Consider the following 21395-nt stretch of genomic DNA (forward strand, 5'->3'; position numbering starts at 1 on the left):
AAAGATTGGAGGGCTCATAATTTGTCGCAGCAACCGATACGCTATGAGTTCATTAAAGCATGTAAACAAACAGGAGCAAGGCTGGGGAGAGTGCACACTCCCCACGGCTCATTTGAAACGCCGGTGTTTATGCCCGTAGGAACGCTCGCCACAGTTAAAACGATGGCGCCGGAAGAGCTGAAAGAAATGGGTGCAGGCATTATTTTAAGCAATACGTACCACCTTTGGCTGAGACCGGGCCATGACATCGTCAAAGAGGCGGGGGGCCTTCATCAGTTTATGAATTGGGACCGCGCCATCTTGACGGATTCAGGCGGCTTTCAGGTGTTTTCCCTGAGCGAGTTCCGCAAAATCGAAGAGGAAGGCGTTCATTTCCGCAATCATTTAAACGGAGACAAGCTGTTTTTGTCTCCCGAAAAAGCGATGGAAATTCAAAACGCGCTCGGATCAGATATCATGATGGCGTTTGACGAATGCCCGCCATACCCGGCAGAGTACGATTATATGAAGAAGTCTGTTGAACGGACGAGCCGCTGGGCAGAAAGGTGCCTGAAAGCTCACAATCGTCCTGACGAGCAGGGGCTTTTCGGAATCGTTCAAGGCGGTGAGTACGAAAATTTGAGAAAACAAAGTGCGAAAGACTTGATTTCATTGGATTTTCCGGGATATGCTATAGGTGGACTATCCGTCGGAGAGCCAAAAGACGTGATGAACCGTGTGCTGGAGTTTACAACTCCGCTGCTTCCTGCGGATAAACCGCGCTACTTAATGGGTGTTGGTTCACCGGACTCACTGATTGACGGAGCCATCCGCGGAGTGGATATGTTCGATTGCGTGCTGCCGACAAGGATAGCGAGAAACGGTACGCTCATGACGAGCGAAGGGCGCCTCGTCGTCAAAAATGCCAAATATGAAAGAGATTTCAGACCGATTGACGAGCAGTGCGACTGCTATACGTGCCGCAATTACTCGCGCGCTTATATCAGACATTTAATCCGCTGTAACGAAACGTTTGGAATTCGTTTAACTTCTTATCATAATCTTTATTTTCTGTTAAAATTAATGGGGCAAGTGAGAGATGCCATTCGTGAAGATCGTTTAGGTGATTTCCGGGAAGAGTTTTTTGAGCGCTACGGTTTTAATAAACCAAATGCTAAAAGTTTCTGACACATAAACGAAGAAAGCGATAAAGCCATTTGAAAGGGGTGAAAAAATAATGGAGATGCTTGGAACATTACTTCCGATTATTTTAATGTTTGCGGTTCTTTATTTCCTTTTGATCCGTCCGCAGCAAAAGCAGCAGAAGGCTGTCCGCCAGATGCAGGAGGAGCTGAAAAAAGGAGATAAGGTCGTGACGATCGGCGGCCTGCACGGCATCGTTGATTCAATTGACGAAAGCAAGGTTGTCATCAAAACAGGCGACAATACCCGTCTGACATTCGACCGCCGCGCGATCAGAGAGGCGTCAGCAGAATAGCCGAAAGGCTGATACATAAGCATCGGAAATCGGGCTGTCACAGGACGTGAAGACGGCGCTGCTCGGACAGGACGTCCGCGCGCTTTAAGCGCCGTTCCTTATGTTTTGATGAAGCTGCATTTGTTCCTGATGTGAAGTGGCATAAAATAGCCTTTATGCACGAGGAAAGGGAGCGGATTGATCCGCTCCCTTTTTGCTGCCTTTATGCACGGCTCCCCTGCAGATTGACCCCGAAAATTCCGCCCAGCATGCTGACTCCCAAAAAGCCGGAATGATAGAGGAGCTGCTTCAAATTGAAGGCCTCGCCAAAGCCGAGATATTGAAACAAAAGCACCGTAAGAGAGAAGCAAAGCGCTGTCAAACCTCCGCTCAGCCATCCCTTTTCCTTCGATTTTCCTCCCGCAATAAAACCGCCGATGAACAAGGTAATAAAAGATATGGCGGTAATGAACCAGCTGAATGAACTTTCGGTTAATGATGTGAATGTGAGGAGCAGCGAAATGAGCAGGCTTCCTACGAACATCAAAGCGAAAATGACCACCAAGCTGTATAAAATCCCTTTGCCGACTTGTTTTGGTTCGTTCATCACGATCCTCCTTTCAAAATAGACGGGCTCGTCTTTTTAAATGTATTCTGCACGTTTCGCAAATAGACTAGCTTCCCTGACCTTTTATACATAAAAGCCTCAATTTAACAAAGGCTATGATTATGATCATGATAGGCGGAAGGAGGCGGCCGTATTGGATGAAATCTTCGCTCTTACGTTTCGGACGATCATTTTGTATTTCATCATCTTTATTTTGTTTCGCTTGATGGGGAAGAGGGAGATAGGCGAGCTGAGCATATTGGATCTTGTCGTTTTTATCATGATGGCCGAAATCGCGGTTATGGCCATTGAAAATCTCGATGACCACCTTCTCCATACGATCATTCCGATTCTTGTTTTGACGCTGATCCAGGTTATATTTGCGTATCTGTCATTGAAAAATCAAAAAATCCGCCAGCTTCTTGATGGAAAGCCGACGATTATTATAGACCGCGGAAAAATTGATGAACACGCCATGAGGACACAGCGATATAATTACGATGATTTGATGACGCAGTTGAGAGATAAGAATGTGGAACGGATCTCAGATGTTTCATATGCGATTTTGGAGCCGACCGGGAAGCTTTCAGTGTTTACAAAAGACGGGCCGAACAAAATGATCGAACTGCCGTTGATTGTTGACGGAGTTGTTCAACAAGAAGAATTGGAAAAGATTGGGAAAGATTCGGAGTGGCTTGAGCAAAAGCTTGAAAAAAGAGGGCACCACGATCTTTCCAAAATTTCTTATTGCACATACAATAAGGGTTCTTTTTTTATTGACATAAAGGATGAATTTAAACCTTAAAGCGAAAGCTACGAAATCCAGCGGCCGAACAGCGGAAACCGCTGGATTTCTTCTTTTTTGACCAGCTTGAATGCGATCAGAAGGAAGACGTAGAGACAGCTTGTAACCGTAATACACAAGAGCAGGCGCATCGGCTCGGTCTGGTCTAAAAAAAGGTGTTCTTTCATCAGCAGGCTGCCCCATCCCGAAATCAAAATGACGCCGAAAGATACGAAATATTCTTTTAGATTGATGCTGATGGGAAGTACTTTGCTAACGGTTGCAGCATGCAGCAGGGTGACAAGAATGATCCCCGTCAAAATTGCCAGCGCAGCTCCCATAATGCCAAGGGAAGGCCGTGAAGCGAGAACAAAAATGAGACCGGTTTTCACAACGGCCCCGACAAGGCTGTTCATCATTGCCGCGCCGGCCAGGTTTAAAGCCTGCAGGACGGCCTGCAGCGGACCTTGGAAATAGTAAAACAAAAAGAATGGGGCCATGATTTTAACGTAAATCGCGGCATTTGACGACCCGTACATCACGCTGACCAGCTCATCCGCATACGAAAACAAAATGACTGCCGATATTCCGCCGCTTAAAAGGCAAAGCCGCATCGCCTGCTCAAGCCTGTATTCCACGACCTGCATTTTTTTCTGTTCGATTCCTTCACTGATGGCGGGAACAAGCGCGGTAGACAGCGAATATGTGATAAAGCTCGGGAGGGTGAGAAGCGTCAGGGCAAAGCCGGTCAACTCCCCGTACTGGCTCGTGGCGGCGGAAGCGGCGACCCCTGCTATCGCAAGGCTTTGTGCTACGACAATCGGCTCAAAAAACCATGACAGGTTGCCGATAAAACGGCTGCCCGTCGTTGGGAGCGAGACGCTCATCAGCTCGAAAAACGTGGTTCGCCCCGATTTCAACGATTGGAAAAAACGTTTTCTGATGCGGATTTTCTTTTTGTATTTAAAGGCGACGAACAAATAAAGGAGTGAAGCCAACTCGCCAAACACGGATGACAGCATGGCGCCTGCCGCTGCATATTCGATGCCGAGCGGAAGGAATGCTGTCGTGCAGACGGCGACGAGCGATATCCGGACAATTTGTTCGAGAACCTGGGACACGGCAAGCGGCCGCATGTTTTGCTTTCCTTGAAAATAGCCCCTCAGCACGCTGGAAACGGCAATGATCGGCACGACCGGCGTAACCGCCAAAAGCGGATAAAGCGTTCTTTTGTCTGTGAGCAGCGTGTCGGCCATCAGCGGGGCGTAAATGAGAAACACCGGAGTAATGATGGCGCTGAGCGTCCCGGTGATCGCAAGAGACATCACTAAAATCTGCTTTGTCTTCCTGTGGTCTCCGCGCGCTTCCGCTTCCGCGACCAGCTTGCTGATGGCGACCGGGAGGCCGAACTGGGTGAGGGTGACCGCCAGAAAAAAAGTCGGGGCCGCCATCATGTAAAGCCCAACGCCTTCACCTCCGATGAACCTTGCGATGACAATCCGGTTGATAAAGCCGAGCATTCTCGTAATCAAACCTGCCGCTATTAAAATGAGCGTTCCTTTTAAAAACGTCTGCTTCGTCATTTCTAGAGTCCCCTGCCTTCTCAAACAACCTTTAATCATATACAATAAGATATGCGCATACATCGTCCAAGCATGACAAGTCTCTCTGAAAAAATGTGAAAGGAGCGTGGCTTTGGCATGGGCAAACATCCGGCTGATCTGTACAAGGACCATTTAAAACCCTTTCTTCACAGCAAGACGGAAGAGTTTAGGATACTCGGTTATGACGATATTGAAATAGAGGAATTGTGGTCATACTTATTGAATAAGAAATGGAAGAAGCGGAAGGATGTTCAAATTCATCAGCTCGCCGGTGATATTTTATCTGTGAAAATTGGCGAATTTATGAACTATGCAACCGTAGAATCGTTTAAAACGTCTAATTTACTCGACAGCAAAGAAGGGCAGGATATGCTCGATGAGCTGCTGAGGTAGCCGTTGATTTTGGTTGATTTAAGGAGGAAATACATAATGAAAAAAGGACGCTTGATTGCGTTTTTCCTTACCGTTCTCTTGATCGGTACAGGACTGGGAATGTTCACGAAGCCGGCTGCAGACAACATCAGCCTCGGCCTTGATCTTCAGGGCGGTTTTGAGGTTCTGTATGAAGTCCAGCCTGCCAAACAGGGCGACAAAATTGACAGGGACGCCCTCGTCAGCACTGTTGAAGCGCTGAACCGCCGGGCGAATGTATTAGGCGTCAGCGAGCCGAACATTCAAATCGAAGGAAACAACCGGATCAGAGTTCAGCTTGCCGGCGTCGACAACCAGAACAGGGCGCGGGAAATCTTATCGACACAGGCTCAGCTTACGTTCAGGGATACGAATGACAAAGAGCTTTTGAACGGTTCAGATCTTGTCGAAAACGGCGCCAAACAGTCGTTCAAACAGGATACGAATGAGCCGATCGTGACGATCAAGCTGAAGGATGCCGATAAATTCGGCGAAGTGACGAAGAAAGTTCTCGATATGAAGCCGAACAACCAGCTTGTCATCTGGCTTGATTACAAAAAAGGCGACTCCTTTAAAAAGGAATCGCAAAAAGCGGATCATAAATACATCTCCGCTCCGAATGTCAGCCAGGTGCTGAATACGTCAGACGTGATGATTGAAGGTAACTTTACGATTCAGGAAGCAAAAGATATGGCGAGCATTTTAAATGCGGGCGCTCTTCCTGTCAAACTCGTTGAAAAGTATTCGACATCCGTCGGGGCACAGTTTGGGGAACAGGCTTTAAATGATACCGTGTTTGCGGGAATCGTTGGTATTGCTATTATTTTCTTATTTATGCTTCTATACTATCGCTTGCCTGGTTTTATTGCGGTCATTACACTTTCAGTCTACATCTACATTACACTGCAGATATTTGACTGGATGAATGCAGTTCTGACCCTTCCGGGGATCGCGGCTCTTATACTGGGTGTCGGGATGGCGGTTGACGCCAACATCATTACGTATGAACGCATAAAAGAAGAGCTGAAGCTCGGAAAATCGGTCCGTTCGGCTTTTAAAGCAGGAAACAGAAGATCATTTGCAACGATCTTTGATGCCAATATTACGACGATGCTTGCCGGAATCGTGCTTTTTATATTTGGTACAAGCTCTGTCAAAGGCTTCGCGACCATGCTGATCCTATCCATTTTGACAAGCTTTATTACAGCTGTCTTCCTGTCGCGCTTCCTGCTCGGCCTGCTGGTTGAAAGCCGCTGGCTTGACCGGAAAAAAGGCTGGTTTGGGGTGCGCAAAAAAGATATCCTGGACATCAGCAAGACAGACGAAAACACTGAGCCTCCGACTCCGTTTGCCAAATGGGATTTCGTCGGGAAGCGTAAATGGTTCTTTGCATTTTCGGGCGTTCTTCTGGCCGCTGGTCTTATCGTCTTGCTTGTGTTTAAGCTGAACCTCGGCATCGACTTCTCAAGCGGATCGAGAATCGAAGTTCAAAGCGATCATAAGCTGACAACCCAGCAGCTCGAAAAGGACTTTGAACAAGTCGGGCTTGATCCTGACTCGATCGTTCTTTCAGGCGAAAAAAATGATCATGGCGTCGCCAGGTTTGTCGGTGTGCCGAATCAGAAAAAGATAGCTGAAGTGAAAGATTATTTTAAAGACAAATACGGAAGCGAACCAAATGTCAGCACCGTATCGCCGACCGTCGGCAAGGAGCTGGCGAGAAATGCGCTTTATGCGGTGATCATCGCGTCGATCGGGATCATTTTGTATGTCTCGATCCGCTTTGAATACAAGATGGCGATTGCGGCTATTGCTTCATTGCTGTATGACGCGTTTTTCATCATTGCCGTCTTCAGCCTGACAAGGCTTGAGGTTGATATTACTTTCATTGCTGCCGTGCTGACGATCATCGGCTATTCGATAAATGATACAATCGTAACGTTTGACAGGATCAGGGAGCATATGAAAAAGCGCAAACCGAAAACCTTCAGCGACTTGTCGCATATTGTGAATTTGAGCTTGCAGCAGACGTTCACGCGTTCGATTAATACGGTGCTGACTGTCGTTATTGTCGTCATTGCGCTTCTAATCTTCGGAGCTGCATCAATCTCGAACTTCTCTGTTGCGCTGTTGGTCGGACTTTTGAGCGGAGTGTATTCATCGCTCTACATCGCAGCTCAACTATGGCTTGTCTGGAAAGGGCGCGAACTGAAAAAGCCAAAGCACAAGCCTGCAGAAGATTAAATAGTGGACTGCCCGCACTGCCGGGCGGTCTTTTTTTGGTTTGAAAAAAAGTTGTTTTGGCGGCTTTCTATCGATCTTCTTTTTGTTTAAAATTGGAGCAGAGCGGGAAAATAACGCTAGAAAACGACGCGAATGGAGAGAATATTTCATGAACAAACAATGGACGTTAATTGCTGCACTTATTTTTACATTAATTGTTGCTGTTTTCGCGGTCATTAATGTTGAACCGGTGAAGGTTGACTTTCTTTTTGGAACGGCAGAATGGCCCTTGATCCTGGTCATTTTGGTGTCGGTATTGATGGGGGCGCTTATCATCGGCTCGGCCGGCGCTTTCCAGATCATGCGGCTGAAAAAAGAGCTGAAGGCGCTCAAGAGAGAAGAAACAGCAAAGCATCCTGAACTTGAAGCCGAAACGGCAGCGCCCGAAAATCAGAAAGACTAGAAAGATTGCACGAAATAAATTGAATCCCCTCATGCCGCTCTAGTATAATAGTGTGGTTGAGGGGTGAATTTATGTTAGCGTCAAAAATGCGTTGGGACGTGCAAACGCCCGACAAAGAAAAGGTGGAGCAGCTCGCCGGAAGGTTAGGCATTACTCCCCTTGCCGCCTCATTGCTTGTCATGAGAGGTTACGATACAGCCGACAAAGCATCTTCATTTTTATATGGCAAGGATGCTGTTTTTCACGATCCTTATCTGCTGAAAGATATGGAAAAAGCTGTACGGCGAATCAAACAGGCAATTTTAGATCAAGAAAAGATTATGATTTACGGCGATTATGATGCGGACGGTGTGACAAGCACGACTGTCCTTTTACAAATGTTGAAAAAATGTTCAGCACAAGCCGATTTTTATATACCTGACCGCTTTAAAGAAGGGTACGGCCCGAATGAAGCGGCCTTTCGCGGGATCAAAGAATCAGGCTATTCATTGATCATCACAGTGGACACAGGCATTGCTGCCGTTCATGAAGCTGAAGTCGCCAAAGAGCTTGGCGTCGATCTGATCATTACGGATCACCATGAGCCGGGTCCTGTTTTGCCGGATGCTTATGCGATCATTCATCCGAAACAGCCGGGCTGCGGCTATCCATTTAAAGAGCTTGCCGGCGTCGGTGTGGCATTTAAGCTTGCCCATGCCTTGAACGGAGAGCTCCCGGAAGATTTGCTCGACCTTTGTGCGATCGGCACGATTGCCGACCTTGTGCCGCTTCATGATGAAAACAGGCAGATTGCCAAGCGCGGCATGGAACAGTTCAGGAAAACGAAGCGCCCCGGATTAAAAGCGCTGACCAAAATTGCCGGAGCGGAGATACATAGTGCGGATGAAGAGACCATCGGTTTTCAAATCGCGCCCCGCTTAAACGCGGTCGGCAGAATTGAACAGGCTGACCCGGCCGTTTACCTTCTGAACACAGAAGATGAAACAGAAGCGGAAGAGCTTGCTGAAGACATCAACGCCTTGAACAAGGAGCGCCAAAAAATCGTCAATCAGATGACAGAGGAAGCCGTTCAGATGATCGAGGAGGAAGGCCTTGACCAGCCGGTGATCGTCGCGGCGCGGCCGGGCTGGAACCCGGGCGTCGTTGGAATCGTGGCTTCAAAGCTTGTCGAGCGGTTTTACAGGCCCGCGATCGTCCTCGGCATCGATGAAGAAAAAGGCATCGCCAAAGGATCTGCGCGCAGCATCAAGGGATTTGATTTATTTCAAAACCTTTCAGAGTGCCGGGATATACTCCCGCACTTCGGCGGCCACCCGATGGCAGCCGGAATGACGCTCAATCTGGAAGATGTTTCGGCTCTAAGGGAGAGAATCAACCGTCAGGCTGAAGCGGTTCTGACCGAGGAAGATTTTATTCCTGTCCAAGACATCGATTTGTGCTGCCGGCTCGAAGATATAACGGTTGACAGCATTGCCGAAATGAATATGCTGGCGCCGTTCGGCACGGGAAACCCGAAGCCGTTCGTTCTTGTCAGCGACGTTAAAATTGACGATGCCAGGAAAATCGGCGCCAATAAGAATCACTTGAAGCTTGTCCTGGCAGACGGCGAGAACAAGCTCGATTGCATCGGATTTTATAAAGGCGCTATCGAAGAAGGAATCGTTCCTGGAGCAAAGATCTCGATTGTCGGGGAACTGTCGATTAACGAGTGGAACAACAGAAAAAAACCGCAGCTGATGATCAAAGATGCGGCCGTCAATGAATGGCAGCTGTTTGATCTGCGGGGAAAACGGTCATGGGAAGAAAAAATATTGCAGCTGGACCCTGCAAAACGGGCGTGCATCTGCTTCCGCGAGGAAACAAAAGCGAAGCTGGCAGGGACAGGTCTTGAAGAAGAGCTGACCGTCATCAGCGGCCCTGAAGATGCAGAGCGTCTCGACCTTGAGAACCGCTATGCGGTATTTATAGATATTCCCCAGTCGCTCGACATTTTTGATCATCTAATAAAAGGCAAAAAACTGGAGCGCATTTATCTGATTTTTAATCAATCAGACGAACATTTTTTCTCAACATTTCCAACAAGGGAATATTTTAAATGGTACTATGCTTTCCTCCTGAAAAGAGGCTCTTTTGACTTGCCGAAATATGGCGGAGAGCTTGCCAGACATAAAGGCTGGACAAAAGACACAATTGATTTTATGACAAAGGTGTTTTTTGAGCTCGGTTTTGTTACAATAGAGAATGGTGTTTTATCTGTTGTTTATCATGCCGAAAAGCGCGATCTAACAGATTCTGAAACCTACCGGGAAAAACAGCGCCTGATTGAATTGGAGCAAAAGCTCATTTATTCTTCGGCGGATGAGCTTAAACAGTGGCTGGATAAGCGGATGGCGGAAAACGCCGGCGCTTATAAAGTATGAGGAGGACATGAAGACAGATGGATTTGAAGAAGTATGTGACAATTGTGCCGGATTACCCGAAGGAAGGCGTACAATTTAAAGATATTACAACATTAATGGACAAAGGCGACGTCTATCGCTACGCGACAGATCAAATTGTAACGTATGCGAAAGAAAAACAGATCGATCTCGTCGTGGGACCTGAAGCGAGAGGATTTATCATCGGCTGCCCTGTCGCATATTCGCTTGGGGTAGGGTTTGCGCCTGTCCGCAAAGAAGGCAAACTGCCGCGCGAAGTCATCAAAGTCGACTACGGATTGGAATATGGAAAAGATGTCCTGACCATCCATAAAGATGCCATTAAACCGGGGCAGCGCGTCTTGATCACTGACGACCTGCTTGCAACCGGCGGGACGATTGAAGCAACGATTAAGCTTGTTGAAGAGCTCGGCGGCGTCGTGGCGGGAATCGCTTTCCTGATCGAACTGACATATCTTGAAGGAAGAAATAAACTGGACGGATATGATATTTTAACCTTGATGCAATACTAAACAGAATTTATACTATAAAAAGCACTCATAAAAAGCGGGTGCTTTTTTTCCTATTCATATAGTATTCCGGGGCCGGCAAAAGTCCTTTTGAATTTCTTCTCTTTACATCTGTGACATTTTTCTTGATAATAATTACAATACAGTTTTCAATTATAAAAAAGGTGATTCCATGGCGAACGAACAAGTATTAACTGCTGAGCAAGTCATTGAGAAGGCGAAAAGTTACCTTTCCGATGAACATGTTGCTTTTATAAAAAAGGCTTATCAGTACGCGGAAGACGCACATCGCGAACAATACCGCAAATCGGGCGAGCCGTATATTATTCATCCGATCCAGGTCGCAGGAATCCTCGTCGATTTGGAAATGGACCCCGCCACAATAGCGGGAGGATTTCTCCATGATGTGGTGGAAGATACGAGCGTAACGCTTGAAGATTTAAAGGAAGCATTCAACGAAGAAGTTGCGATGCTTGTCGACGGCGTCACGAAGCTTGGGAAAATTAAATATAAATCACAGGAAGAACAGCAGGCAGAAAATCATCGGAAAATGTTTGTGGCTATGGCTCAGGACATCCGCGTCATTTTGATCAAGCTGGCGGATCGCCTTCACAACATGAGAACCCTGAAGCATCTGCCGCAGGAAAAGCAGCGCAGAATTTCAAATGAGACGCTTGAAATATTTGCTCCGCTGGCTCATCGCCTTGGGATTTCAAAAATAAAGTGGGAGCTTGAGGATACCGCTTTACGGTATTTAAATCCGCAGCAATATTACCGGATCGTCAATTTGATGAAGAAAAAGCGGGCCGAAAGGGAATTGTACGTCGACGAGGTCGTAAACGAAGTGAAAAGCCGCGTCGAAGAGGTCAATATTAAAGCGGACTTTTCCGGCCGGCCGAAGCATATTTACAGCATCTACAGAAAAATGGCCATGCAAAACAAGCAATTCAACGAAATTTACGACTTGCTCGCAGTCCGGATACTCGTCAACAGCATCAAGGACTGCTACGCGGTTTTAGGCATCATTCATACGTGCTGGAAGCCGATGCCGGGCAGATTTAAAGACTATATCGCAATGCCGAAGCCGAACATGTACCAGTCGCTCCACACCACCGTCATCGGTCCAAAGGGGGATCCGCTGGAAGTCCAGATCAGGACGTTTGAAATGCACGAAATTGCGGAGTACGGAATCGCGGCCCACTGGGCTTACAAAGAAGGCAAAAATGCCAATGAAGATTCAAGCTTTGACAAAAAGCTCTCCTGGTTCCGTGAAATTTTGGAATTTCAAAATGAGTCGAGCGATGCCGAAGAATTTATGGAATCTCTTAAAATCGATTTGTTTTCCGACATGGTGTTCGTTTTTACGCCGAAAGGAGACGTCATCGAATTGCCGTCAGGCTCCGTGCCGATCGACTTTTCGTACCGGATCCATTCAGAAATAGGCAATAAAACGATCGGGGCGAAAGTAAACGGCAAAATGGTCACGCTTGATTACAAGCTGCGTACAGGGGATATCGTAGAAATTCTGACATCCAAGCATTCGTACGGTCCGAGCCAGGACTGGATCAACCTTGCGCAGACATCTCAGGCGAAGCATAAAATCCGTCAGTTCTTTAAAAAGCAGCGCAGAGAGGAAAACGTCGAAAAAGGCAAAGAACTGGTTGAAAAAGAAATTAAAAACCTTGACTTTGAAGTGAAAGACGTCTTAACAGCAGAAAATCTGCAGAAGGTCGCCGACAAATTCAACTTTGCCAATGAAGAAGACATGTATGCCGCAGTCGGCTATAACGGCATTACAGCCGCTCAAGTTGCAAATCGCCTTACGGAAAAAGAACGGAAGATCAGAGATCAGGAAGAACAGGTGAAAAGCGTTCAGGACGTAACGCCTGAACCGAAACCTTACCAAGGGAAGAAACGCGAAGCGGGCGTTCGCGTCAAAGGCGTTGACAACCTTCTGATCAGGCTGTCAAAATGCTGCAACCCTGTTCCGGGAGATCCGATCGTCGGATTCATTACAAAAGGCCGGGGCGTCTCCGTCCATCGTGAGGACTGCCCGAACGTTTTAACAAATGAAGCGCTCGACCGGCTGATTCAAGTAGAATGGGAGCATGAACCGCAGACGCAGCGGAGAAAAGAATATAACGTCGAAATCGAAATTCTCGGCTATGACCGCCGCGGACTTCTAAATGAAGTTCTTCAGGCCGTTAATGAGACAAAAACAAATATTTCATCTGTTTCAGGTAAATCTGACCGCAATAAAGTGGCGACGATCCATATGGCCATCTTCATTCAAAATATTAATCATTTGCATAAAGTAGTTGAACGGATCAAGCAAATCAAAGATATTTACTCCGTGCGCAGGGTGATGAATTAGGAGGAAAAGCGTCATGAGATTAGTTGTTCAGCGCGTCACAGATGCAAGCGTTTCGGTAGGAGGCGAGACTGTCGGTCAAATCGGCCTCGGCTTGATGGTGCTTGTCGGCGTGACGCATGAAGATTCGAGCGAGGATGCCGCATATTTGGCGGAAAAGCTTGTCAATCTGCGAATTTTTGAAGATGAAGGCGAAAAGATGAATCTGTCGCTTTTAGATGTCGGAGGCTCCGTTTTATCGGTTTCTCAGTTTACCTTGTACGGCGACACGAAAAAAGGAAGACGGCCGAATTTTACAAAAGCGGCAAAGCCTGATCAGGCGCTTCAATTGTACGAGGAGTGGAACAGCATGCTCCGCGCAAAAGGTGTCACTGTCGAAACGGGAAGATTTGGAGAAATGATGGATGTCAGGCTGACAAATTCGGGTCCCGTCACGTTTATTATGGACTCGAAAGCATAAAAAAAGCTCCCATTTGGGAGCTTTTTATATTAGTCAAAATAGTTTTCTAAGCCGCTTCTGATGCCGTCTGTCACTCTTTCTCTGTAAGCGTTCGTGCTGACAACCGCTTCTTCTTGAGGATGGCTCAAGTAGCCGAGTTCAAACAATGCGGCGGGCTGTTTATTTTCTCTTAATACGAAGTAGTCCCCGAATAATACGCCGCGGCTTGGCAGAGGCGAGTGCTTTTCGATCTCGGACTGCACGTCTGCTGCGAGCTTCCGGTCTTTTGAAGGGCTGTAGTAATAGGCGCTATTTCCCCTTACGGACGCGTTTGGAAAACTATCATAATGAATGCTGATAAAAGCGTCGGCGTTTCGATAATGAGAGGTCGCGACCCGCGACTGAAGGCTGACGAAAGAATCGTCATTCCGCGTCATATAGACGTTGACGCCATCGGCTCTCAGTTTCGCGGCAAGTAGCGTTGCCGTTTTGATGGTCAGCCGTTTTTCGAGCGTCCCCCGCGTTCCGATTGTCCCGCTGTCATGTCCTCCGTGTCCGGCATCGATGACAACCGTTTTATTTTTGATTGTCCCGCTCGCGCTCGACCGCTTTGCCAAAGGCGGTGCTGCGCTTTTCGAATCTCCGGCTGAGCCTGACTGGTCAGCGGTCTGAACGACCCAGCTTGCCACATAAGCGGAATTGCCGTTTGACAGTTTGATTTCATACCAGTCGCCTTTTGCTGAGACGATCGGGTAAGACTCGCCTTTCCCCGCGCGCTTGACGATCGCTGAGGATGTTGAAGGCCCGCTTCTAACATTTGTGCCTTCATACACGATGGTGGCCTGCTGTTTTGACCCGGAGCCGCTGCTTGTTTCCGAAGTTCCGCTTTTCTGTTTGGTTCCTTCGAGAATATAATGGCTTGCGGCCCAGCCCTTTTGTCCATTAAATTCGATTTCATACCAGCCGTGCTGTTCGTTTAAAATCGTCACGCTTGCATTCCGTTGGAGCGTGGCAATAATCCGTCCTTGATGGGAAGCTGTGCTCCTGACATTTAAGGTGGATACGCCGACCGATCCTGATTTTGTTGATGAAGCATGTGATGAAGACGATTGAGACTGTTTCGGGCCTGAACCTTGATTGACATAGTCTGAATGGACCCAGCCTGTGATGTTCTGATAGGAAATCTTCATCCATTTTCCGTCGGTCTTTAGCAGGTCAGCCTGTTCTCCTTCAGGGAATACGCCTTGGACTTCATATGAAGTGCCGGGGCCTTTTCTGATTCTTAAGTTTGCTTCGGAAGATGTGACTTTTTCCGATGCGGAATCAGACCCGCTGGACATTTGGCTTTTTTTCTTGATCAGCCAGGATACGACCCAGCCTTTTTGTCCGCCGTTCAGCTGGATTTGGACCCAATCCCCGCGTTCTTCGAGAATCGGATAGCTTTCATTCCGGCTGACGACGCTGACGATTTCGTGGCTCAGTCCAGGACCGCTCCTGACATTGATTTCATCGGTGGCAATCACGGCTTCCCCGATGGCTGCAGAAGCTGTGTTTGACGATGTATAAAAGGCTGCTTGCGCTGCCAGCATCATCGATAGGATCAATACCGTTCTTTTTTTCATATTGATACCCATCTCCTCCTTTCGGTAAAAAACTTGGAACACTACTTCTTCTTCTATATCGTATATTCCTTGCCGTTTTTTTAATAAAATGAAAATGATTTGTTTATACTATAGAAAAAAGATATCAAAAGGATGTTGCTGCATGAGGTATAATCAAAGAATGGGCAGGGCGATCCATGAGCAAGATGCGAATCTGCATCTAAAGGAGCATGCGGATCCGGAGCACGCCGGCTTCATGGAAGAAACGGCCACTGAGCTTGGGCTGACGTCCAAAGAATCAATTCAGAATAAAAAGAACCGCAAATAGGGTTGACATGCAAACATAACACTCGTATTATAATATAAATTAGTGTACATATGAGCTGAACTGAAGATGGAGAATAGTAGGCAAGAGTACGTGAAAAGAGAGGAACCGCCCTGGGCTGAAAGCGGTCTGCACGGTATCTTGACCGAATGAACACTCCGAAGGTTTCCCGCTGAAAGCCCGGCAGAACATGCGAGCAATTAGGCGGCGGACGTGAACCTGCGTTAAAGGCATGAGCGGGAACGGGTTTATCGTTCCAACTAGGGTGGCACCACGGGTATAACTCTCGTCCCTACTATTGGTTTTATAGTAGGCTCGGGGGTTTTTTTATTTCTATAAATGAAAAAAGCATTTAAGTCATGAGGAGGATTTTAAAATGGGATTTAATATTCCAAGGGGAACACAAGATATTCTCCCCGGAGAATCGGAACGCTGGCAATATGTCGAAAAGATTGCGAGAGAAACGTGTCATGCGTATCAATATAAAGAAATCCGGACGCCTATTTTTGAACATACAGAACTATTTTCCCGCGGGGTGGGAGAATCGACCGATATCGTGCAAAAAGAAATGTATACATTCGCAGACAAAAAAGGAAGAAGCCTGACGCTTCGTCCTGAAGGCACTGCATCTGCAGTACGCTCTTTTGTGGAAAACAAACTTTTTGCAAATCCGGTTCAGCCGACGAAGCTTTACTACATCGGACCGATGTTCCGCTATGAAAGGCCGCAGACGGGCCGCTACCGCCAATTTTATCAATTCGGCATCGAAGCGATCGGTTCGAACGATCCGGCGATTGATGCGGAAGTCATTGCCTTGGCGATGAGCGTATACCGGAAAGCGGGGCTCAGCAATCTGAAGCTTGTCATTAACAGCCTCGGCGACAAAGAGAGCCGAACCGCTCACAGAGAAGCGCTGATCCGCCACTTTGAGCCGCGGATCGATGAGTTTTGTTCAGACTGTCAAACACGCCTCCGGCAAAATCCGCTACGGATTCTGGACTGCAAAAAAGACAGGGATCATGAACTGCTGAAAACGGCTCCTTCGATTCTTGACTACTTAAATGAAGAATCTAAAGCCTATTTTGGAAAAGTACAGCAATATCTGACCGACATCGGCATTGCATTTGAGGTCGATCCGAATCTGGTGAGAGGGCTTGACTATTACAATCACACGGCTTTTGAAATTATGAGCAATGCCGAAGGCTTCGGGGCGATTACGACGCTTGCAGGCGGGGGGCGCTATGACGGCCTTACCGAGGAGTTCGGCGGACCGAAAGCGCCGGGCATCGGTTTTGCGATGAGCATCGAACGCCTTCTCGCCGCACTGGACGCCGAAAATGTAAAAGTCGGAACGGATGAAGGCATTGACTGCTATATCGTGACACTTGGCGACAAAGCAAAAGACTATTCCGTTTCCCTCCTCTATAAACTGAGAGAAGCAGGAATTTCCGCCGAAATCGACTATGAACAGAAAAAAATGAAAGGCCAGTTTAAATCCGCTGACCGTCTCAATGCGAAATATATCGCTGTTTTGGGCGAGGATGAACTGAACCAAAATCAAATGAATGTCAAAGATGCGAAAACAGGAGATCAACAGGCCATCGGCCTCGATGAATTCATCCGTTTTTTGAAAACAAACACTGAAAGTTAAAGGAGAGGACCGCTTTGTTTGGACGAACGTATTATTGTGGCGAAATAACGGAGAAGGTGATCGGAGAATCCGTCGTTTTAAAAGGATGGGTTCAAAAAAGACGCGATCTCGGAGGCTTGATTTTTATTGATTTGAGAGACCGTACCGGCATTGTGCAGGTTGTGTTTAATCCGGACGTTTCCAAAGCAGCCCTGGAAACAGCTGAAAGCATCCGAAGCGAATATGTGCTTGATATTACAGGCAAAGTCGTTGCCCGCGAAGAAGCAACAGTCAATCCGAATTTAAAAACCGGAAGAATCGAAATTCAGGCGGAATCGGTCGAGGTGCTGAGTGCGGCCAAAACGCCTCCTTTTGCGATCAGCGACCAGGCTGCAGAAGTGTCTGAAGACATCAGATTGAAGCACCGCTATCTCGACTTGCGCCGTCCGGAGATGTTCAACTCCCTGAAAATGCGTCATAACGTCACAAAAGCTGTCCGCCGCTTTTTGGATGACAACGGCTTTCTCGATATTGAAACGCCTGTTTTAACAAAAAGCACGCCTGAAGGCGCGCGCGACTATCTTGTACCGAGCCGTGTGCATGAAGGGGAATTTTATGCGCTTCCGCAGTCTCCGCAAATCTTTAAACAGCTCTTGATGGTGTCAGGTTTTGACCGTTATTATCAAATCGCCCGCTGCTTCAGGGATGAGGACTTGCGCGCAGACCGTCAGCCTGAGTTTACGCAAATCGATATCGAAATGTCATTTATGAGCCAGGAAGACATCATGAAGCTCTCGGAAGAAATGATGGCGCACGTGATGCGTGAAACGCACGGCATTGAAATCTCGCTGCCGCTTCCTAGAATGTCGTATGAGGATGCCATGAACCGATACGGCTCTGACAAACCAGATACGCGCTTCGGTATGCTTTTGACGGATGTGTCAGAAGCAGTGAAGGATTCGGACTTTAAAGTGTTCGCTTCGGCTGTGGCGACCGGCGGAGCGGTCAAAGCGATCAATGTCAAAGGAGCCGCTGCAAACTACTCTCGCAAAGATATCGATGCGCTCGGAGAGTTTGCTGCAAACTATGGAGCAAAAGGGCTGGCTTGGCTGAAAACGGAAGCGGACGGACTTAAAGGACCGATTGCGAAGTTTTTTGCCGGAGAAAAACAGGAGGCGCTTGTTCAGGCGCTTGACGCCGCAGTTGGGGATCTGCTTCTCTTTGTGGCCGACAAGCTTGAAGTTGCCAATGACGCGCTGGGTGCGCTTCGTTTAAAGCTTGGTAAAGAACTGAACCTGATCGATGAAAGCTTGTTTAACTTCTTATGGGTTGTCGACTGGCCTCTTCTCGAGTACGATGCTGAGGAAGGCCGCTACTATGCCGCGCACCACCCGTTCACAATGCCTGTCAGGGAGGATCTCAAGCTGATTGAGACGAACCCGCAGGACATGAAGGCGCAGGCTTACGACCTTGTCCTAAACGGCTATGAACTTGGCGGCGGATCGATCCGTATTTTTGAAAAAGACGTTCAGGAGAAAATGTTTGGCCTTCTCGGCTTTTCAGAAGAAGAAGCGAAGGAGCAATTCGGGTTCCTGCTCGAGGCTTTTGAATACGGGGCTCCTCCGCACGGCGGAATTGCGCTCGGTCTTGACAGGCTCGTGATGCTGCTCAGCGGCCGTACGAACTTGAGGGATACGATCGCATTCCCGAAAACGGCCAGCGCAAGCTGCCTGATGACCGAAGCGCCAAGCGAGGTCGACAATGCTCAGCTTGATGAGCTGCACCTTGAAATTAAACGCAAAATTCGACAGTAAATTGTAAAATATACGGCTGTACATCCCATTGAAAATCAAAGGGACGTATGATATCATTTTTAACAAATAAAGTCCTGATGTGTTTGTTGTACACCTAGTTTTGACCGAACATTTTTTTACTTGGGAGTTCGATGTTTCCAAATGGAGCAAATGCCTCTTATCACTCGTGTGCTGGAGGACTTGCAAAGTTTGGAACAGAACACCCACCTGCCGAGAGCGGGATCAAAACGAAGGAATACGACAACGGCACAATCGGGACTTTTTTGTGCTTGAAAGGGCCGGTATCGGCCATACATAGGATAATCTATGAAGCGAAGTGAAAAAATATGACGGGAAAATGAAACAGACCGCTTGTTTAATCACCCGATTATGATAAGATACTATCGGTAACTGTTTATAAAGATGGAGTGAGATTCTTGTTACATCAGTTTTCACGCAATGAATTAGCGATTGGAAAAGAAGGTTTAAATATTTTAAAAAACAGCACGGTCGCCGTTTTGGGCGTCGGCGGGGTCGGCTCTTTCGCCGCGGAAGCGCTCGCCCGTTCAGGTGTCGGCAGAATCGTGATGGTCGATAAAGACGATGTTGACATCACGAATGTCAACCGTCAGCTGCCTGCTTTGCTGTCAACGGTCGGTCAGCCGAAAGTTGACTTAATGAAAGCGAGAATCGCCGATATTAACCCGGAGTGCGATGTTATCGCTTTAAAAATGTTCTATACCGAAGAGACGTATGAACAGTTTTTTGCTTATGAACCGGATTATGTGATCGACGCGTCAGACACGATTCATTACAAAATTCACTTAATGAAAGAGTGCCTGAAGCGGGACATCAACATCATTTCAAGCATGGGAGCGGCCAATAAAACTGATCCGACAAGGTTCCAAGTGGCCGATATTTCAAAAACCCACACCGATCCGATTGCAAAAGTCATCCGGACGAGGCTTCGCAAGGAAGGCATTACGAAAGGCATTAAAGTCGTCTTTTCTGACGAAAGCCCGATCGTGATCCGCGAAGACGTACGCCAAGTCGTCGGAAATGATGAGGCGAAAATCCGCAAAGCGCAGATGCCGCCGTCTTCAAATGCTTTTGTTCCGTCAGTCGCAGGCTTGATCATGGGCGGCCATGTGATCATGGAGCTTTTGAAAGATATTCCGATCAAAAGGGTGAAAGATAAGTAATACAAAAACGACAGACTTCTGCTGTCGTTTTTTCTTAAGGAAAAACAGCCTGTCTCCCATATGAAAGGGAACAGGCTGTTTGTTATTTTTGTTTCATCAGCTTTTCATATACTTGTTTCAGCGCGAGCTCAAATTTTCCCGTCTGCTTCGGCTGATAGTAAACTTTGTTTTTCAGCGGATCAGGCAGGTACTGCTGTTTGACCCAGCCGTTCTCGTAATTGTGCGGATATTTGTATTCCACCCCTCTGCCAAGCTCTGCAGCTCCTTTATAATGAGCGTCTTTTAAATGGTTCGGCACATCGCCGATCTTTCCGGCACGGACGTCTGACAGCGCTTCGTCAACCGCAAGGATCGCCGAGTTCGATTTAGGAGACAGGCAAAGCTCGATCACGGCATTGGCCAGCGGAATCCTTGCCTCCGGAAATCCGATCCGTTCCGCCGTTTGAATGGCTTGAAGCGTTCTTCCTCCAGCCTGCGGACTCGCCAGGCCGACATCTTCATAGGCGATAACAAGCAGCCTTCGGGCAAGGCTTTCCAAATCCCCCGCTTCAATGAGCCTTGCCAGGTAATGAAGTGCAGCATTGACATCAGAGCCTCTGATCGATTTTTGGAAGGCGGAAATGACATCATAATGTGCGTCTCCATCTTTGTCGTGGACAAAGCTTTTTTTCTGCAGGCATTCTTCTGCGATTTCCAATGTAATGCGGATGGTTCCCCCGCTGTTTTCCTTTGTGGACAATACGGCAAGCTCGAGCGCATTCAAAGCGGAGCGGACATCTCCGCCGCAGCCGCGGGCTAAATGGTCAAGCGCTTCATCATCGACGGCAACGTCATACGAACCGAGGCCTCTGTGTTCATCCTCAAGCGCCCGTTTAATAGCCGTCTTGATTTGTTCAGGGTCTAATGGATGCAGCTCGAAAATCTGCGTTCTGCTTCTGATCGCCGGATTGATCGCATGGTACGGGTTGGCTGTCGTCGCCCCGATCATGATAATCATGCCATTTTCCAAATACGGAAGGAGAAAGTCCTGCTTGCCTTTGTCAAGCCGGTGCACCTCATCAAGGATTAAGATGACCTGTCCTGACATTTTTGCTTCGGCAGCAACGGCTTCCATGTCCTTTTTATTATTGATGACAGCATTCAGCTTTCGGAAAGCGATGCTCGTGCTGCCGGCAATCGCCGTGGCGATCGATGTTTTGCCGATGCCCGGGGGGCCGTACAGAATCATCGATGAGAGGTGTTTGGCCTGCACCATCCGATGAATGATCTTTCCTTCTTCGACCAGATGATCCTGGCCGAGAACCTCTTCGATTTTTGTAGGGCGCATTCGAAATGCGAGTGGTTTCATGATTGATCTCTCCCGAATGTATTCTTTTTATAGAGTAACGGAAAAAAGACGATTAGAAAAGAAATGAATATGGCAAGCTGAATATAAGGCCGAAAATGAAAGTTTATATAAAGTGTGCTATAATAACCTGTAATCTATCAGACGGGCAAGGCTGGAAGCTTGTCCCAACCGAGTTTTTAATATATAACAGA

Annotated in this window: 18 protein-coding genes, 1 other RNA gene and 1 other annotated feature; of the genes, 15 read left to right on the forward strand and 4 right to left on the reverse strand. The window is 47.6% G+C overall.

Going from position 1 to position 21395, the window contains the following annotated elements; all coding sequences use genetic code 11:
* Positions 1-21: 21 nt before the first annotated feature.
* Positions 22-1167, forward strand: coding sequence for a tRNA guanosine(34) transglycosylase Tgt (tgt, locus tag H2R00_RS00830; protein ID WP_043925418.1), 1146 nt, complete (start codon positions 22-24; stop codon positions 1165-1167).
* Between the two features lie 46 nt (positions 1168-1213).
* On the forward strand, positions 1214-1477 hold the full coding sequence (gene yajC, locus H2R00_RS00835; RefSeq protein WP_085959518.1) for a preprotein translocase subunit YajC: 264 nt from the start codon (positions 1214-1216) through the stop codon (positions 1475-1477).
* A 202-nt stretch (positions 1478-1679) separates the two neighbouring features.
* Here yajC and H2R00_RS00840 read toward each other — a convergent pair whose 3' ends face one another.
* On the reverse strand, positions 1680-2063 hold the full coding sequence (locus H2R00_RS00840) for a TIGR04086 family membrane protein (protein ID WP_154995807.1): 384 nt from the start codon (positions 2061-2063) through the stop codon (positions 1680-1682).
* Positions 2064-2217: 154 nt separating this feature from the next.
* Here H2R00_RS00840 and H2R00_RS00845 point away from each other — a divergent pair, with 154 nt between their 5' ends.
* Positions 2218-2868, forward strand: coding sequence for a DUF421 domain-containing protein (locus H2R00_RS00845; protein WP_182070290.1), 651 nt, complete (start codon positions 2218-2220; stop codon positions 2866-2868).
* Between the two features lie 8 nt (positions 2869-2876).
* Here H2R00_RS00845 and spoVB read toward each other — a convergent pair whose 3' ends face one another.
* Positions 2877-4430 carry a stage V sporulation protein B gene (spoVB, locus tag H2R00_RS00850; RefSeq protein ID WP_154995803.1) on the reverse strand — a complete coding sequence of 518 codons (1554 nt, stop codon included), beginning with the start codon at positions 4428-4430 and terminating at the stop codon, positions 2877-2879.
* A gap of 117 nt (positions 4431-4547) precedes the next feature.
* Between spoVB and H2R00_RS00855 the strand changes: the two genes are divergently transcribed.
* The 7 genes from H2R00_RS00855 to dtd all read left to right on the forward strand — a co-directional run bounded on the left by H2R00_RS00855 (position 4548) and on the right by dtd (position 13326).
* Complete coding sequence (locus H2R00_RS00855; RefSeq protein WP_043925422.1) at positions 4548-4844, forward strand: post-transcriptional regulator ComN; 297 nt, start codon at positions 4548-4550, stop codon at positions 4842-4844.
* 36 nt (positions 4845-4880) lie between these two features.
* A complete protein-coding gene (gene secDF, locus H2R00_RS00860; protein WP_154995801.1) occupies positions 4881-7106 on the forward strand; it encodes a protein translocase subunit SecDF in 2226 nt (741 codons plus the stop codon).
* 148 nt (positions 7107-7254) lie between these two features.
* Positions 7255-7548: a LapA family protein gene (locus H2R00_RS00865; protein ID WP_154995799.1), complete on the forward strand. Its 294-nt coding sequence runs from the start codon at positions 7255-7257 to the stop codon at positions 7546-7548.
* Between the two features lie 71 nt (positions 7549-7619).
* Positions 7620-9968, forward strand: coding sequence for a single-stranded-DNA-specific exonuclease RecJ (gene recJ / locus H2R00_RS00870; RefSeq protein WP_154995797.1), 2349 nt, complete (start codon positions 7620-7622; stop codon positions 9966-9968).
* A 17-nt stretch (positions 9969-9985) separates the two neighbouring features.
* Positions 9986-10498, forward strand: coding sequence for an adenine phosphoribosyltransferase (locus tag H2R00_RS00875; protein ID WP_154995795.1), 513 nt, complete (start codon positions 9986-9988; stop codon positions 10496-10498).
* A 169-nt stretch (positions 10499-10667) separates the two neighbouring features.
* Entirely contained in the window at positions 10668-12869 is a 2202-nt protein-coding gene (locus tag H2R00_RS00880; RefSeq protein WP_154995793.1) for a RelA/SpoT family protein, read from the forward strand.
* 13 nt (positions 12870-12882) lie between these two features.
* On the forward strand, positions 12883-13326 hold the full coding sequence (dtd, locus tag H2R00_RS00885) for a D-aminoacyl-tRNA deacylase (protein WP_154995791.1): 444 nt from the start codon (positions 12883-12885) through the stop codon (positions 13324-13326).
* Between the two features lie 29 nt (positions 13327-13355).
* On the opposite strand, the gene H2R00_RS00890 is transcribed toward dtd, so the two are convergent.
* Entirely contained in the window at positions 13356-14927 is a 1572-nt protein-coding gene (locus H2R00_RS00890; protein WP_182070291.1) for an N-acetylmuramoyl-L-alanine amidase family protein, read from the reverse strand.
* Between the two features lie 142 nt (positions 14928-15069).
* Between H2R00_RS00890 and H2R00_RS00895 the strand changes: the two genes are divergently transcribed.
* The 5 genes from H2R00_RS00895 to H2R00_RS00915 all read left to right on the forward strand — a co-directional run bounded on the left by H2R00_RS00895 (position 15070) and on the right by H2R00_RS00915 (position 19856).
* The gene (locus H2R00_RS00895) at positions 15070-15234 is read left to right on the forward strand and encodes a YrzK family protein (RefSeq protein ID WP_094777454.1); all 165 of its coding nucleotides are present in this window, start codon (positions 15070-15072) and stop codon (positions 15232-15234) included.
* A 54-nt stretch (positions 15235-15288) separates the two neighbouring features.
* Positions 15289-15528 (forward strand) — a binding site (T-box leader).
* Between the two features lie 79 nt (positions 15529-15607).
* A complete protein-coding gene (hisS, locus tag H2R00_RS00900; RefSeq protein ID WP_154995787.1) occupies positions 15608-16882 on the forward strand; it encodes a histidine--tRNA ligase in 1275 nt (424 codons plus the stop codon).
* A gap of 14 nt (positions 16883-16896) precedes the next feature.
* A complete protein-coding gene (gene aspS / locus H2R00_RS00905) occupies positions 16897-18675 on the forward strand; it encodes an aspartate--tRNA ligase (RefSeq protein ID WP_182070292.1) in 1779 nt (592 codons plus the stop codon).
* A gap of 68 nt (positions 18676-18743) precedes the next feature.
* Positions 18744-18938, forward strand: a non-coding RNA gene (ssrS, locus tag H2R00_RS00910) — 6S RNA.
* 153 nt (positions 18939-19091) lie between these two features.
* Positions 19092-19856 (forward strand): tRNA threonylcarbamoyladenosine dehydratase, encoded by a 765-nt coding sequence (locus tag H2R00_RS00915; protein ID WP_154995783.1) that lies wholly within the window; start codon positions 19092-19094, stop codon positions 19854-19856.
* Between the two features lie 82 nt (positions 19857-19938).
* Here the strand turns inward: H2R00_RS00915 and H2R00_RS00920 are convergent, their stop codons facing one another.
* The gene (locus H2R00_RS00920) at positions 19939-21204 is read right to left on the reverse strand and encodes a replication-associated recombination protein A (RefSeq protein WP_182070293.1); all 1266 of its coding nucleotides are present in this window, start codon (positions 21202-21204) and stop codon (positions 19939-19941) included.
* Positions 21205-21395 lie beyond the last annotated feature (191 nt).

The sequence above is a fragment of the Bacillus haynesii genome, from assembly GCF_014042035.1.
GTDB classification, from domain to species: Bacteria; Bacillota; Bacilli; order Bacillales; family Bacillaceae; genus Bacillus; species Bacillus haynesii.